The sequence below is a fragment of the Arthrobacter sp. R4-81 genome (assembly GCF_054792365.1).
In genome coordinates, this window is the sequence record NZ_CP096445.1 from 3718034 (window position 1) to 3733192 (window position 15159).

15 protein-coding genes are annotated in these 15159 nt (G+C 61.8%); 4 read left to right on the forward strand and 11 right to left on the reverse strand.

What is annotated here, in order from left to right:
* Positions 1-152: 152 nt before the first annotated feature.
* Positions 153-602: a MarR family winged helix-turn-helix transcriptional regulator gene (locus M1E05_RS17085; protein WP_461163679.1), complete on the forward strand. Its 450-nt coding sequence runs from the start codon at positions 153-155 to the stop codon at positions 600-602.
* A 3-nt stretch (positions 603-605) separates the two neighbouring features.
* Here M1E05_RS17085 and M1E05_RS17090 read toward each other — a convergent pair whose 3' ends face one another.
* The 7 genes from M1E05_RS17090 to iolC all read right to left on the reverse strand — a co-directional run bounded on the left by M1E05_RS17090 (position 606) and on the right by iolC (position 9037).
* The gene (locus M1E05_RS17090) at positions 606-1481 is read right to left on the reverse strand and encodes a sugar phosphate isomerase/epimerase family protein (RefSeq protein WP_461163680.1); all 876 of its coding nucleotides are present in this window, start codon (positions 1479-1481) and stop codon (positions 606-608) included.
* Between the two features lie 20 nt (positions 1482-1501).
* Positions 1502-2515 carry a Gfo/Idh/MocA family protein gene (locus M1E05_RS17095; RefSeq protein ID WP_461163681.1) on the reverse strand — a complete coding sequence of 338 codons (1014 nt, stop codon included), beginning with the start codon at positions 2513-2515 and terminating at the stop codon, positions 1502-1504.
* 26 nt (positions 2516-2541) lie between these two features.
* Complete coding sequence (locus tag M1E05_RS17100; protein ID WP_461163682.1) at positions 2542-3453, reverse strand: sugar phosphate isomerase/epimerase family protein; 912 nt, start codon at positions 3451-3453, stop codon at positions 2542-2544.
* Positions 3454-3549: 96 nt separating this feature from the next.
* Positions 3550-5067, reverse strand: coding sequence for a CoA-acylating methylmalonate-semialdehyde dehydrogenase (locus M1E05_RS17105; RefSeq protein ID WP_461163683.1), 1518 nt, complete (start codon positions 5065-5067; stop codon positions 3550-3552).
* Between the two features lie 39 nt (positions 5068-5106).
* Positions 5107-7056, reverse strand: a complete 1950-nt coding sequence (iolD, locus tag M1E05_RS17110; RefSeq protein ID WP_461163684.1) for a 3D-(3,5/4)-trihydroxycyclohexane-1,2-dione acylhydrolase (decyclizing) — start codon at positions 7054-7056, stop codon at positions 5107-5109.
* A 5-nt stretch (positions 7057-7061) separates the two neighbouring features.
* Entirely contained in the window at positions 7062-8027 is a 966-nt protein-coding gene (locus tag M1E05_RS17115; RefSeq protein ID WP_461163685.1) for a Cgl0159 family (beta/alpha)8-fold protein, read from the reverse strand.
* Positions 8024-9037 (reverse strand): 5-dehydro-2-deoxygluconokinase, encoded by a 1014-nt coding sequence (gene iolC, locus M1E05_RS17120; RefSeq protein ID WP_458113352.1) that lies wholly within the window; start codon positions 9035-9037, stop codon positions 8024-8026. The genes M1E05_RS17115 and iolC overlap by 4 nt, the downstream gene beginning before the upstream one ends.
* Before the next feature lie 287 nt (positions 9038-9324).
* Here iolC and M1E05_RS17125 point away from each other — a divergent pair, with 287 nt between their 5' ends.
* From M1E05_RS17125 to M1E05_RS17135, 3 genes are read left to right on the forward strand one after another with little or no spacing between them, the layout of a single operon-like run.
* On the forward strand, positions 9325-9678 hold the full coding sequence (locus tag M1E05_RS17125) for an ArsR/SmtB family transcription factor (RefSeq protein WP_461163686.1): 354 nt from the start codon (positions 9325-9327) through the stop codon (positions 9676-9678).
* Positions 9679-9680: 2 nt separating this feature from the next.
* Complete coding sequence (locus M1E05_RS17130) at positions 9681-10178, forward strand: SRPBCC family protein (protein WP_458113350.1); 498 nt, start codon at positions 9681-9683, stop codon at positions 10176-10178.
* A gap of 4 nt (positions 10179-10182) precedes the next feature.
* Entirely contained in the window at positions 10183-10668 is a 486-nt protein-coding gene (locus M1E05_RS17135; protein ID WP_458113349.1) for an SRPBCC family protein, read from the forward strand.
* Between the two features lie 122 nt (positions 10669-10790).
* On the opposite strand, the gene sucD is transcribed toward M1E05_RS17135, so the two are convergent.
* The 4 genes from sucD to M1E05_RS17155 form a co-directional block, all read right to left on the reverse strand.
* The gene (gene sucD / locus M1E05_RS17140) at positions 10791-11693 is read right to left on the reverse strand and encodes a succinate--CoA ligase subunit alpha (protein WP_247048407.1); all 903 of its coding nucleotides are present in this window, start codon (positions 11691-11693) and stop codon (positions 10791-10793) included.
* A 9-nt stretch (positions 11694-11702) separates the two neighbouring features.
* Positions 11703-12872 carry an ADP-forming succinate--CoA ligase subunit beta gene (gene sucC, locus M1E05_RS17145; protein WP_458113348.1) on the reverse strand — a complete coding sequence of 390 codons (1170 nt, stop codon included), beginning with the start codon at positions 12870-12872 and terminating at the stop codon, positions 11703-11705.
* A gap of 224 nt (positions 12873-13096) precedes the next feature.
* Positions 13097-13804, reverse strand: a complete 708-nt coding sequence (locus M1E05_RS17150; RefSeq protein WP_461163687.1) for a hypothetical protein — start codon at positions 13802-13804, stop codon at positions 13097-13099.
* 40 nt (positions 13805-13844) lie between these two features.
* Positions 13845-15149 carry a glycosyltransferase gene (locus M1E05_RS17155; protein WP_461163688.1) on the reverse strand — a complete coding sequence of 435 codons (1305 nt, stop codon included), beginning with the start codon at positions 15147-15149 and terminating at the stop codon, positions 13845-13847.
* Positions 15150-15159 lie beyond the last annotated feature (10 nt).

Genomic DNA, 15159 nt, shown 5'->3' on the forward strand with positions numbered 1-15159 from the left:
GTGCGCGGAAGAGTGCGGGGCGCGTAGGCTAGTAGTTGCACGCGCGGTATTTATTGTTGCACAAGTAGATATCACGCGCAAGAAGATATAACGCGTATGCAACTATTATCTGGCAGGCGTGCCCTATACACGCTGCCTGGGAGGAAAAGCTGATGGGCATCAAGGATGACGCCGTTGAGGTTCGGGCGCAGGGCTGGCGCACGCTGGCAGCGCTGCACGGCCTTATCGAAGCCGAACTGGAGCGCTCTCTCCAATCCCAAGCCAAGTTGTCCGTTGTGGAGTACACCGTACTCGATGCACTCAGCCGACAGGATGGCTGGCACATGCGAATGCAGCAGCTCGCGCGGGCCACCGCCCTGAGCGCCAGCGCGACCACCAGGCTGGTCAACCGCCTCGAGGACCGCGGCCTTCTGACAAGGATTTTGTGCGCCGACGACCGGCGCGGCATCTATACAGAACTAACGGAAAACGGCGTCAAACTGCTGGAGACGGTCCGTCCGGTCCACGATGCAACGCTCGAAAGGACACTGAGTAAAGCCCGGGAGATTCCTGAACTCGCGCCGCTGGTTGACACGCTGCCGCGGCTGCACGCGGGCGTGTAAGGGCTATGCGCTGACTTTTTGCACGTACTGCTTCATGGTTTCCAGCTGGTAGCGGGAAACCTCCTCGGCTGCGTCGTCTTCGGCGAAGACGCTGGAGACCATCACGGTGTTGTCCCTGTCCAGGAAGCCGATCTCCTTGAGGCCGCTGAAGAATTCGTCCCAGTTGACGTCGCCGTCGCCGATTTTCAGGTGCTGGTGCACCCGGACAGGGTTTCCTGGCGGGTTCGTGATGTAGCGCAACCCATGCGAGGCGTGATGGTCCATTGTGTCCGCGACGTGGACCAGACGCAGCTTGTCCCCTGCGGCCCGCATGATCTCCAGCGGAGCGTCCTTCATATGGAAGCTGTGCGAAGCGACGTACACCAGCCCCACGTTCTTGGAATTCAGCCCACGGATCACCCGGATGGCGGCGAGTCCTTCCTCCACAAAATCGTCCGGATGCGGGTCGATGAGCAGGTCGATGCCTTCGCGTTCGATGATCGGCAGGAGCTCCTCCATGGAACGGTAGAAAGCACGCTCGGACTCCTCAGCCTTCTCCGGCCGTCCGCTGAACTCAGTGTTGATGGTCCCCACGCCGAGGTCCACCGTGATCTGGATGGCGCGCTTCCAGTATCGGACGGCGGCTTCACGGGCATCTTCATCGGGTCCGGACCAGCGAAGCACCGGCAGGACCGAGGCGATCTCAATCCCGGCGTCCTTGCACGCCTTCCGCAACTGGCCTACCAGCTCGTCATCGGCCTTGGGATGGTTGAAGAACGGGATGAAATCGGCGTGGGGTGTCAGCTGCATGTACTGATAGCCGAGGTCGGCAACCAATCCGGGGAATTCCAGCAGACTGTGGCTGTGATGGAAAGGCGTGGGATCAAGGGCGATCTTCAAAGCGGTGGCTCCTTCACTTTCTAGTTGTAGAGTGCCGGCTTCGCGTTCAGCTTGACCGCTACCTTCTCGCCGTTTTTCTGGGCTTCCACGCCGGCTTCACAGCAGGCGGCGGTGGCGTATCCGTCCCAGGCGGAGGGACCGCCGAGTTCACCACGGCGCGCCGCGTCCACCCAGGACTGGATTTCGACGTCGTACGCTGCCACGAAGCGCTCCTCGAAGCCTGGGGTCACCTGGCCGCCCCAGCGTCCGGCGGTCCGCGTGTACAGGCCCCGGTCACCGCCGATATTGACTACGCCCTCCTCGAAGGTGGCTTGCGTGGCGACTTCATAGCCGAACCGGGCGTTGACGAAGATTTCCACATCGGCGAGGACGCCGGACTCGGTTTCGATCAAAACGTGCTGCGGATCGTGCTGGCCGGCCGGAGCGTTCCTGCTGGCCTTGCCCAGCCGGACCTGCACACTGGTGATTTCCTCGCCCGTAAAGAAACGGACGGCGTCGAACTCGTGCACCACAGAGTCGTTGATGAGCATCTCGTTCGTGAAGCCCGGCGGGGTGTCGGGGTTCCGGTGCTGGTGGTGAAGCATCAGCAGTTCGCCGAGATCGCGGTTGCGGATCACGCTGCCCAAGGCAGCGTATTCGGCGTCGTAGCGCCGCATGAATCCGACCTGGATGCGCTTGTGTCCCAGTTCCTGCTCCGCCTGCACCACCCGCCATGCCGATGCGGCGTCCGGCGTCAACGGCTTTTCGCACAGGATGGGGAAACCCTTGGCCAGCGCTTTGAGCAGGATCTCCTCGTGCAGAAAGCCGGGGGTTGCGATCAGGACCGCGTTGACGTCGCCATTATTGAGGGCCTCCTCGGCATCTGTCAGCGCCACAGCTCCCGGGATATCCGCCACGGTGGACTGAGCGCGTGCCAGGTCAACGTCGACGACGGCGGCGACTTCAGCGCCGTTGATGCGGCTGTTGAGACGCTGGATGTGGTCCGCGCCCATGCGCCCGGCGCCGATGACGGCAACGCGAAGGGTTTCAGTCATTTGTTCGTTCCTTTGAGTGAAAGTTGCTAGTTGACTGCGGTGCGTGAGCCGCAGGAGAGCAGGTAGTTACGCGTGCGCTTGGCGATGGGCATGGGCACATCAAAGGCCACGGGATACATGTCCTGTTCAACGATGCCAAAGATCGGCCGGTTCAGTGCCTCGACAGCCTCAATGACTGCGCGGAGATCGGGCAGACCAGTGGGTGGCTCCGTCATGACGCCTGCCAGGTTGGCGGCCGCCCAGGTCATGTTCTCCTCGTTCACCTTTCTGAGGATGTCCGGGTTGATCTGCTTCAGGTGCAGATAACCGATGCGGTCCGGGTAATTCTTGATGAGTTCCAGGCTCGAAGCGCCGCAGTACTCAGCGTGGCCGGTGTCCAGGCACAGGTTGAGGTACTTGCTGTCGGTGGATGCCAGGAGGGTTTCGATATCCTCTTGCGCTCCGACATGGGAATCGGCGTGCGAGTGGAACTGCTGCTTCAGGCCGAAGTCCTCCAGGAGCGTCTTGCCCATCCGGTTGTGGCCTTCGAAGAGATCACTCCAGCTCTTGTCGGTCAGCTCTCCGCTTTCCACCGCTTCCCCGGTGACGTCATCGCGCCACATCGCCGGAATCACCACGATGTGCTCACCACCCATGGCCGCAGTGAGCTCGGCAACCTTGCGTGCGGGCTCCCAAGCCGTTTCCCACTGGTCCAGCCCTCGATGGAAGGCGGTGAACACGGTTCCTGCGGTGACTCTCAAGTCCCGCTGCTTCAGTTCCTCGGCGAGGCGTGCGGGGTCTGTCGGCAGGTAGCCGTACGGGCCCAGCTCAATCCACTTGTACCCGGATTCCGCCACTTCATCCAGGAAGCGTTCCCAGGGAGTCTGCTTGGGGTCATCTGCGAACCAGACACCCCAGGAGTCCGGGGCGGTGCCGATGATCAGCTTGTTATCAGTCATGTTCTTTCCTTTTGCATCGGTTGCTGAGTTGATGCCCTTTTGGAGGTGCAGAACGCCATCTGCTCAGCACTCGATGTTGGTAGGGCGCGGAGCGGATCAGTTGGAGGGGAAGTTGTAGGAGGCGCCGGAGGCGTGGGTGGGTTCTGGCCAGCGGGAGGTGACCACCTTGCCGCGGGTGTAGAAGGAGACGCCTTCGGGGCCGTAGATGTGTTTATCCCCGAACAGTGAGGCTTTCCACCCGCCGAAGGAGTGATGCGCGACCGGGACGGGCAGCGGGACGTTGATGCCGATCATGCCCACGTGCACGGAGCGCTGGAACTTCCGGGCGTTCGCTCCGGAGGAGGTGAAGATCGCTGTGCCGTTCCCGTACGGGTTGGCGTTGATCAGGGCGATCCCTTCGTCCAGGCTGTTGACGCGGACGACGACGAGGACCGGCCCGAAGATCTCCTCCGTGTACGCGGTCATCCCGGCCTTGACGTGGTCGATCACTGTCGGGCCCACCCAGAACCCGTCCTCATGCCCTGGAACCACCAGGTCCCGGCCATCCACCACCATCGCAGCCCCCGCCTGTTCGGCTTCGGTGACGATCCGCACGATCCGGTCCCGGGACTCCGGCGTGATCACAGGGCCCATCTCCGCCCCGGGCACCGTCCCGTTGTCCACCTTCACGGCCAGGGCCCGCTCCTGAACCTTTTTGACCAGCAGTTCAGCGGCGTCCCCCACGGCGACAGCGACGGAGATGGCCATGCAGCGTTCCCCGGCGGAACCGAACGCGGCCGCGGCGAGATGGTCGGCGGCGTTATCCAGGTCAGCGTCGGGCAGGATGATCGCGTGGTTCTTCGCCCCGCCCAACGCCTGGACCCGCTTCCCGTGCCTGGTGGCTGTTTCGTGGACGTACCGGGCGATCGGGGTGGACCCCACGAAGGAGATTCCGTCCACGTCCGGGTGCGTCAACAACCCGTCGACCGTTTCCTTGCCCCCGTGCAGGACCTGGAACACCCCGTCCGGCAGGCCGGCGTCCTTCCACAGCTTCGCGATCAGCATCGACGCCGACGGGTCCCGCTCCGAAGGCTTCAAAATGAACGCGTTCCCGGTCGCGATCGCCATCGGCGCCATCCACAACGGCACCATCACCGGGAAATTAAACGGCGTGATCCCCGCCACCACCCCCAACGGCTCCCGGAACGAAAACACATCAATGCCAGTAGAGACCTGGTCCGAATAATCGCCCTTGAGCAACTCAGGGATCCCGCACGCGAACTCCACCACCTCCAGGCCCCGCCCGATCTCGCCCTTCGCATCAGAAAGAACCTTCCCGTGCTCGGCAGTGATCAACGCCGCCAGCTCATCCACATGGGACGCCACCAGCTCACGGAATCTGAACAACACCCCCGTACGCTTCGCCAACGAAATATCACCCCACGAATCAGCAGCAACCCGCGCCGCAGCAACCGCCGCGTCCAAGTCAGCACGGTTCGCCAACCGCAACTCCCCGCTGACGGCCCCGGTAGCAGGATTGTAAACGGGCTGGGTGTGGCCGCCCTTACCCGGCGTTTCAGCACCGTTGATGAAGTGGTTGATCGTGGTGGTGCTCTGGTCAGTGATAGCGGTCATGATGCTCTTCCTTGAGTTCTGGAAAGTTCGAAGGGGGATTCAGCCGAGCAGCTTGCGCTGACGGGTCTTGTGGTCGGTGTAGGTCTTGAAGGCCTGCCGCGTGGATTCCAGCTCGGAAACCTGGGAGACAGGAACATCCCACCAGGATTCAGAGGCGGGAGCGTCCAAAAGCGGATCAGATTCCACATGGATCAGGATGGGGCCGCCCTCTTCCGGCGCAGCCTTGGCGTCGCGGATGGCCTGTTCGAGTTCGGCGATGACCTTCTCCCCCGGCTCGATCCGGATCACCTTTACGCCAAGGCTTTCGGCATTCAGGGCCAGGTCCACCGGAAGTCTGTCACCGTCGTCGAAGCTGTGCTGTTCCTCATCCAGCGCCCGGTACTGGGTGCCGAACCGCTGGGAACCGAGGGATTCGGACAGGGACCCGATGGAGGCGTAACCGTGGTTCTGGATCAGGACCACAATCAGCTTGATCCGTTCAGCGACGGCGGTGACCAGTTCGGTGTGCATCATCAGGTAGGAGCCGTCCCCCACCATCACGACCACGTCCCGGACAGTTCCGCCAGAAGCGCCTTCGGCCAGCGCCGCGCGCTTCACCCCGAGGCCACCGGGAATCTCATAGCCCATGCAGGAGTAGGCGTATTCGACGTGGTACCCGAACGGGTCGCGGACACGCCACATCTTGTGCAGGTCCCCAGGGAGGGAACCTGCTGCGCAGATCACCACATCCTGCGCTTCCATGGCCCGGTTGGTGGCGCCGATGATCTCGTTTTGGGCCGGCAGCGGGGTGAAGCGTGTGTCGAAGACTTCATCCACGGTGGTGTCCCAGCGCTGCTTTTCCGTCGCAATGGTCTGCTCCAGGTCCGCACCGACGCGGTACCCGCCCAGGGCCCGGTTCAGCTTAACCAGAGCCTTGCGGGCATCAGCCACGATCGGCAGCGAGGTGCCGTGCTTGTAGGCATCGATGGGTGCCACGTTGATGTTGATGAACTTCACGTCCGGGTTCTGGAACGCCGTGCGCGAAGCGGTGGTGAAGTCCTCGTAGCGGGTGCCGATCCCGATGATGAGGTCTGCTTCCGCAGCAATTGCGTTGGCCGCCGTCGTGCCCGTGGAACCTATGGCCCCTAATGAAAGTGCGTGGTCCCAAGGCAGGACGCCGACGCCGGCCTGGGTGTTGCCTACCGGGATTCCGGTGAGTTCGGCGAACCTGGCCAGTTCATCATTGCCGTAGGCGTAGAGCACCCCGCCGCCAGCGATGATCAGCGGACGCCTCGCAGCCTTGATTGCCTCTGCAGCGCGGCGGATATCGTCGTCGTCGGCATCGGGGCGGCGGATTCGCCATTCATGCTCGGCGAGAAACTCCTCCGGGACGTCCAAGGCCTCTGCCTGGACGTCCTGCGGAAGGGAAATGGTGACAGCGCCGGTTTCGGCCGGGTCGGTAAGGACCCGCAGCCCGTGGTGGAACGCTGAAAACAGCTGCTCCGGCCGGGAGACGCGGTCAAAGAATTTCGACAACGGCCGGAACGCGTCATTGACAGTGATGTCGTAGGCGTAAGGCTGCTCAAGCTGCTGCAGCACCGGGTCAGCAGCGCGCGTGGCGAACGTGTCGCTGGGCAACAGCAGCACCGGAAGCCTGTTGGCGGTGGCAAGCGCAGCGCCAGTGAGGAGGTTCGAGGAGCCCGGACCGATCGAAGTGCTGACAGCGAACGTCTGGCGTCGGCGGGTGTGCCGGGCGTAGCCCACGGCCTGGTGCACCTGGGCCTGTTCGTTGCGGCCCTGGTAATACGGCATGATGCGGGGATCCTGCTGCTGGTACTGCTTGAGGGCCTGGCCCACACCGGCGACATTGCCGTGGCCAAAAATTCCGAACGTTCCAGGGATCAGCCGCTCCCGGTAGTCAACACCCCCAATGGAATCAACGGTGTACTGCTTGGAGAGATATTCGACGACGGCCTGCGCCACTGTCATTCTGCGTGTAGCTGTTGCCATATGAGTTACTCCGTTACTTCTGCTGGTGTGCCAACGCTGGCATGGCTGAGGCGGCTGTTCCGGAGGAGGGAAGCGGCAGTGGCTACGGCGCCGGCCACGTCCCCATCCTGCGGGTACAGCAAGGTGCGCCCGACTGTAAGGCCCTGCACGTTTGGCAATGACAACGCAGCCTCCCAGCTGGCGAAGATCTCATCCTGGCTACCGTCAGGATCGCCACCCAAAAGAACCGTCGGCATAGTGGTGGCGGCCATAACCCGTTCCATGTCGGCCACCACGGGCAGCTTCATCCAGGTATAGGCGCTGGTGGATCCCAGTCCCTCGGCGATGGCCACCGATTTGATAACGGCTTCGGTAGAGAGATCGTTACGCACCCGGCCATTCTCGCGCAGGGACAGGAACGGCTCCACCATGGCGATCAGCTTTCGCTCTGCGAGTGAGTCAATGGCCTTAGCTGTTGCTTCGAGAAGCGATACCGTGTCCGGATCACTGAGGCAGATACGGGTAAGCATCTTGCCACCGTCTGCACCCAGCGCTTCAAGTGCCGCGGCGGTGTGGCCGGTGAAGCGGTCATCGAACTCGTTGACGAGACCCGCCAGGCCGCCTCTGTTCATCGAACCGAACATGAGTTTGCCGTCAAGGGCACCCAGCAGAAGCAGGTCATCCATCACGTCCGGCGAGGCGAGGATCCCGTCGACGTCCGGGTTGGCCAAGGCTATCTGAAGGCGGTCCAGGAGTTGGCGGCGGTCCGCCATGGCTATTGGATCAGCGCCAACGCTCAAGGCTCCCCGTGCGGGATGGTCGGCGGCCACAATGAAGTTCTGTTGGCCGTACTTGGGGCCCGGGTGGCGGCGCCTCGTTTTCGCGGCACGCGCTATGGCATCAGGGTCCTCAAGCCGGATGGTGCTCAGGTGCTCATAGCGGCGGGGATCGTCGTTGACCGTCCCGGTAGCGTTTCCGGCGGCGACCGTCACAGCGATGCTCCTTCTGCGGCGTAGTTGCCCTCTGCGTACTCCGCAGGGACGAGGCGGCCGCGTTCCGACAGCAGGGAGGTCACCTCGGCCGGTGTGGGCATCGCATCTGCGCAGGAGAGGCGGGAAGCCACGATGGCTCCGGCCGCGTTGGCGTAGTCCAGGATCTGCGGGAGGGGCCAGCCGGCAAGGAGTCCGTGGCAAAAGGCGCCGCCAAAGGAGTCCCCCGCCCCCAGGCCGTTGACAGTAACAACAGGTACGGGTGCGGACACCACACGTTCAGTGCGTGTCTTGGCCATCACACCCTCCGGTCCGAGTTTCACAACGGCGATTTCGACGCCCGCAGCCAGCAGGCGGTCTGCCTGCTCGTCCGGCGTTCCCTCGCCCACAGCAACCGCGCATTCCTTGTCATTGCCGATGGCGACAGTGACGTGCGGCAGCACCTTTGCAATTTCTGCACGGGCGGCAGCCTCATCGGGCCAGAACATCGGACGGTAATCGAGGTCAAGGATGGTGTGCTGTCCCGCTTTCAGGTCGGTGCGGGGCCGGGCCCCGTGAGCCTGGAGGTGCGCTTCCCTGCTGGGCTCCTGGCAGAGGCCTGTCACCGTGGACCAGAAAATCCCGGCTTCCTTTATTGCGGCGAAGTCCAGCTCATCACCGTTGATCTGCAGGTCAGGCGCGGTTGGAAAGCGGTAAAAATAGAGGGGAAAGTCATCCGGGGGCTTGATGGCACAGAAGGTTACCGGCGTCGGCCATTCCGTAACCGGGAGGACAAAGGAATCATCAACGTTGAACTTGCGGAGTTCCCTGTGGAGGTAGTTTCCGAAGGCATCGTTTCCGGTCCGGGTGATCACAGCAGTGCGCCGTCCGTGGCGGGCCGCGGCAACGGCAACGTTGGAGGGAGAGCCGCCGAGGTACTTTCCGAAGGAGGTCACGTCCTCAAGGTCAACGCCAATTTCGTTCGGGTAGATGTCTACGCTGATTCGCCCGATCGTGAGCAGTTCGTGGGTCACGGTAATCGCGGACCTTTCTGGTTTCAACTCTGTACCACTAGCAGCCAGGGTTCCGGCAATTTCAGCCCCGTCCGAAGCGGAACTACACGCTCTACTTTGCCCTATGTCTCATGTCCTGTCAAAGGTTTGTACTGACATATTTACAACTTGTTTTTTCACAAATAGTGGCGAATGGAGCTTGCGGTATCCCCGCTCTTTGATTAGTCTTAAACAACCAAAAGGTTGATAAAGCTATTGGTTGATTACGCTTCTAAAGGAGCGAATGGAAGGGAGGTGGGGAAACCGGAATGGACGGCGACGACGCACTCCTCAACTCGGCATTCCTCGCCTTGGCTGACCCAGTGCGCCGCCGCATCATCTCCCGGCTCAGCCGGGGGCCTGCCACAGTCAACGAGCTGGCCGAACCGTTTGAGATCACCAAGCAGGCCGTCTCCAAACACATCCAGGTTCTCGAACAGGCGCAACTGGTCACCCGGACCCGTGATGCCCAGCGCCGCCCCGTACACCTGAATCCCGCACAGCTTGAGGCCCTTACCGCATGGATTGACCAGTACCGCCTGGTCCGGGAAGGGCAGTTCCGAAACCTCGATGCCGTGCTCCGTTCCAATGCCGCCGCGAGCGGCAACCAGGCAAAGGATTGATCATGAGTAACGCCCTGAAACTCACCGTCCCGGACGGTGCGCCCTTTATCGACTTCGAACGCGAGTTTGATTTCCCTGTGGCCGACGTCTTCCGGGCCCACAAGAGCCCTGAGCTGATCGCTCAATGGCTCGGTCCGCGGGGCACCAGCGTTGAAATCGACCACTACGATTTTCGAAGTGGAGGCAGCTACCGGTACCACCACACCGGGCCCGACGGCGTGAGCTACGCCTTCAGCGGTATCTTCCACACAGTGCGCGAGAACGAGTTCGCCATCCAGACCTTCGAGTTCGACGGGTATCCGGATGTAGTCAGCATCGAGTTCCTCACTTTTGAGGACCTGGGCGGCAACCGGTGCCGGCTGAAGGGCCACTCGGTATACCCCAGCCAGGAAGCCCGTGACGGCGTGGCCGCCTCCGGCATGGAAGGCGGCATGTCCGAGGGTTACGAGCGCCTCGATGAACTCCTCGGCAGCGCCGTTCACGGCGATCAGGGCAGGTGAGCATGTGAGCAATTCACTGAAACTCGTCGCCCCGGAAAACGAGCCCTTCGTGGACACCGAGCGTGAGTTTGAGTTCCCGGCGTCAGCCGTCTTCCGTGCACATTCCGATCCAGAGCTGTTCCGGCAGTGGATCGGGCCGCGCGGCTTGAATACCAGGATTGACGTCTTCGACTGCCGGTCCGGAGGAGCCTACCGCTTCGTCCAAAGCGGTGATGACGGCGTCGAGTACGCCTTCCGGGGTGTCTTCCACACTGTCCGCGAGAATGAGTTCGTGCTGCAGACCTTCGAATATGAGGGATACCCCGATGTGGTCACGCTGGAGTTCGCGAGCTTCGAGGATTTGCCGGGCGGTCGTTCCAAACTCACCGGCCGCTCCGTGTACCCCAGCGTGGAAGCCCGCGAAATGTACCTCTCAGACGGAATGGAAGCGGGCATCGCCGCAGGCTATGAACAGCTGGAAGAGCTGTTGGGCCCAGGAAACACGAATTAAAGTACGACGGCGTCCGTCACCTTCCCATGGAAGGCGACGGACGCCGTCGAGTCCCCAGGCGCTACCACTGCTCGCAAGCTCGCAGCGGGTCCCTTGCGCCTGTGGGCCCTGGTTTGCAGTGCCTAGAGGGCTGCGTAGACCTCGCGCAGCAGCTTGGCGGTCTCGGACGGCGTCTTGCCGACCTTCACGCCGGCCGCCTCGAGGGCTTCCTTCTTGGCCTGGGCGGTTCCAGCAGAGCCGGAGACGATGGCACCTGCATGGCCCATGGTCTTGCCTTCGGGAGCGGTGAAGCCAGCGACATAGCCGACTACCGGCTTGGTGACGTTGGCCTTGATGAAGTCAGCGGCGCGCTCTTCAGCGTCGCCACCGATTTCGCCGATCATGACGATCGCCTTGGTTTCCGGATCAGCTTCGAAAGCCGCCAGAGCATCGATGTGGGTGGTCCCGATAACCGGGTCTCCGCCAATGCCGATGGCAGTGGAGAAGCCGAGGTCGCGGAGCTCGTACATCATCTGGTAGGTCAGGGTGCCGGACTTGGACACCAAGCCGATGGGGCCCTTACCCGTGATATTGGCCGGGGTGATGCCCACGAGGGCCTCACCCGGAGTGATGATGCCGGGGCAGTTGGGGCCGATGATGCGCGTGACCTGGTTGCCTTCGGCGTCAACCTTGGACTGTGCCAGTGCCCAGAACTCGGCGGAGTCCTGCACAGGAACGCCTTCAGTAATGACGACGACCAGGCCAATGCCTGCCTCGATGGCTTCGACGACGGCGTTCTTGGTGAATGCCGGCGGGACGAAGACGATGGAAACGTCAGCGCCGGTCTCGGCCATGGCTTCCTTGACGGTGCCGAACACGGTGATTTCGTTCTCGCCGTGCAGCACGGTGGTACCGGCCTTACGGGCGTTGACGCCACCCACGATGTTGGTGCCCGCCTTGAGCATCAGGGCGGTGTGCTTGGTACCTTCGCCACCGGTGATGCCCTGGACGATGACCTTAGAGTCCTTGTTCAGATAAATAGACATGTCAGTCCCTTACTTAGCTGCGTAGGCGAGCTCGGCGGCCTTGTCGGCGCCCTCGTCCATGGTGGCGGCCAGCGTAACCAGCGGGTGGTTGGCCTCGGCCAGGATGCGGCGGCCTTCCTCGACGTTGTTGCCGTCAAGACGGACCACCAGCGGCTTGTTGGCTGAGTGTCCCAGTTCGGCGAGTGCGCCAACGATGCCCTTGGCAACTGCGTCACAAGCTGTGATACCACCGAAGACGTTCACGAACACGGACTTGACCTGCTCGTCGCCCAGGATGACGTCAAGGCCTGCAGCCATGACCTCAGCGGAAGCTCCGCCGCCGATGTCCAGGAAGTTGGCGGGCTTGACGTTGCCGTGGTTTTCACCGGCGTAAGCTACGACGTCCAGAGTGGACATCACCAGGCCTGCACCGTTGCCGATGATGCCAACTTCGCCGTCCAGCTTGACGTAGTTCAGGTCCTGCTCTTTGGCCTTGGCCTCAAGAGGATCGGTGTCTTCCTTGTCCTCAAGGAGGGCGTGCTTTGCGTGGCGGAACCCGGCGTTTTCGTCCAGGGACACCTTGCCGTCCAGGGCAACGATCTCGCCCGCTCCGGTCTTGACCAGCGGGTTGACCTCCACCAGGGTGGCGTCTTCCTTCTTGAAGACATCCCAGAGCTTCAGGATGACGGCGGCGACTTTGCCGCGCAATTCCTCAGCGAAGCCTGCTGCAGCAACGATTTCGTCAGCCTTGGCCTGGTCGATTCCGACGGAGGGATCGATCGAGATCTTGGCGAGGGCCTCGGGACGTTCGACGGCGAGCTGCTCAATTTCCATGCCGCCTTCAACCGAGCACATGGCCAGGTAGTTGCGGTTGGCCCGGTCCAGCAGGACGGAGAAGTAGTACTCCTCGGCTATGTCAGCACCCTGGGCGATCATCACCTTGTTGACGGTGTGGCCCTTGATGTCCATGCCCAGGATGTTGGTGGAGTGCTCAAACGCCTCATCGGCGGACTTGGCAACCTTGACGCCGCCGGCCTTACCGCGGCCACCGGCCTTAACCTGTGCTTTAACAACAGTTACGCCACCGATTTTCTCGGCAGCTGCCTTTGCTTCTTCAGGGGTGTGCGCCACGATGCCAGCAAGCACGGGTACACCGTGCGCCTCGAACATATCGCGCGCCTGATATTCAAACAGGTCCACGGTTTAGTGTCCTTCTACGTCGAAGTAGTTTCTGTACAGCCGGACCCCACGTACTCGCGGTTACCGGGCTGCGGATTGAAAGCACCCTGGGACAAGCTTGGAAACGAGCCACACGGCGCAGTGCTCCTTCCGGAACTCTAGTCCTTCGCGGGGACCAGCCCGTTCCAGAGTACCGGTTAAGTGAGTAAGGACACTATTCTATGGAACGTAGAAAAAGTGCGGGATTACGGGGTTTTTCCGGCTTCCGAGGGGCTTGGTGAAGCTGTTTTACCGCTGTCAAAAATAAGTTCGTAACGGTCCCGCGAAACGAAGAAAGCGACCCCTGCGGAGACGTTACCGCAGGCAACACCGCCGTTGTAGGCAGAGCAGCGCAAACCGTTGCGCTCAATATTCTGGCCGTCAGCCAGGACAGGAAGCTGTGAGATCGGGCCGCTTCCTGTGCCCTTGGGGCCGGTTTCGGATTCCAGCTGGGTCACGCCGGAGCGGCACTCGCCGTACCCTGCCTTCTCCGGTGTGAGCAATGCAACCCCGCCCAGGTATCCCACTCCCGTACCGGCGCAGTCATCCTTCACGTCAGCTGGCTCAGGTTTGGGATAAACAGCCAGTTCGCAATGGGCTACGGGCACGGTGGGGAACTTGTTGTTGGCGCTGTCACCGTAGCCGTTCTGCTCATAGGGCAGATTGATGTGTTCCCCCTTCGCAGAGGTCAGGGAGCACGCGGCGTTCCCGTCAGCAGTGATGAAACTGACGGCGTCCCCGCCCGAGGAAAAGAGTGCAGGGTCTGCCAGCGGAGCCTGTTTCAGCTGTTCAAGGGCAGTCAGTGGCGGCGGGGGGACGTAGTTCGGATCCTTCGCCTGAAAGCTGCAGCCGGTGGCAGCCAAGAGCAGGAAGGCGGCCAGTATCCCCAAAAACGTCCGTCGCATGGCACCCATTATGCCCGTGGGCAGACTGTGCCTGTTGATGGAGAGAGGACTAGGGGTGGGGTGAACTGGCCTTGCCGGCTGAGCGGACAACTTCTTCGATGACCTCTACAGCCCCACCAGCCCCGTCCTCTGCCTCGAACTGCTCCTGAATGGCGCGGGCACGGGACTTCCACCCCGAGTCGGTGAGTATGGCATCTACCGCTTTTGCTATCGCCGACGGAGTGGGAGACTCAGTCTTCAGGTTGATACCCGCCCCCGCGTACTCCAACCTCGCGTTGACGTCGCTCTTGCCCTCGTTGATCCCGGCAGCCACCACCGGCACACCATGGGACAGACTCAGCAGCACTCCCCCAAAGCCCCCATTGGTGATAAAGACGTCAGCTAACGGAAAGATCTGGTCGAAATCAACGAAGTCTTCCACCACCACATTGCTCAGCGGATAGCGTTGCCTGAGCTCCGCTGTTCCCACGCCTCCGGTGGCCACAACAATCAGGACGTCCCGGTCCTTCAGCGCCTTTATCGCAGGAATCATCAGCTTATTGGGGTCCTTGTTGTCCACGGTTCCCTGCGTTACCACGGCGGTATGGGCGTAGCGCCCAGCGGGGATGGTTGCTTCGGAACCATCCCCCGCCACCCCGTAGGGCAGAAGCGCACCGACGTACCGGACTTTGGGATTGACGTTTCTGCGGGGGAAATCAAGGGAAGCAGTTCCGGTTTGAATCACGGCATCAGACCATCGGTATGTCTCGTCGGCTAAAAGTCCTTTACGGCTTGAGAGCCCGTAGTGTTTCAGCTGCCGGACATAACTTATCCACGCGGGCCGGAGGACGATTTGGGTTGACGCGAGTCTTGCGGCGGCCTGGAGCATCTTCTGGGGAAGTGTTTTTGCGGGTGAGAAGCCGAAAAACAGAGGAGGGACGAGTGGGTCGCTTTCCATGTTTCCCACCGCGACGAAGCTGACGACAGGCTTGCCCAGCAAGGTGCCGACGAGCCGCTGGATGAACATGGAACCGTCCATGACGACGGTATCGAATGGAAATTCCTTCTGGACGTCCCGGATATCCTCAAAGAATCTCGAAGCGTTGCTGGCAAAGATCCGCTCTGCGTCGAAGCGGATGGCTGCCGGTCCTTTGAGCTTGGCCCGCTGCGGATAAAGCTCATTAAGGTTGTCAGCCGTGTGCTCAATGGCCCGGTCAAAAGGGAAGTGCCGGACGCCGAGCTCAGCCAGCTTCCCCGCGAACACTTTGCCAGTGTAAAAGCCGACGTCGTGCCCGCCGTCTTTCAGGCGTTTGGCGATTCCAGTCATGGGATTGAAGTGCCCCGCGATTGCCTGGCTGGCCAGCAGAATCTTCACACCATTGCCC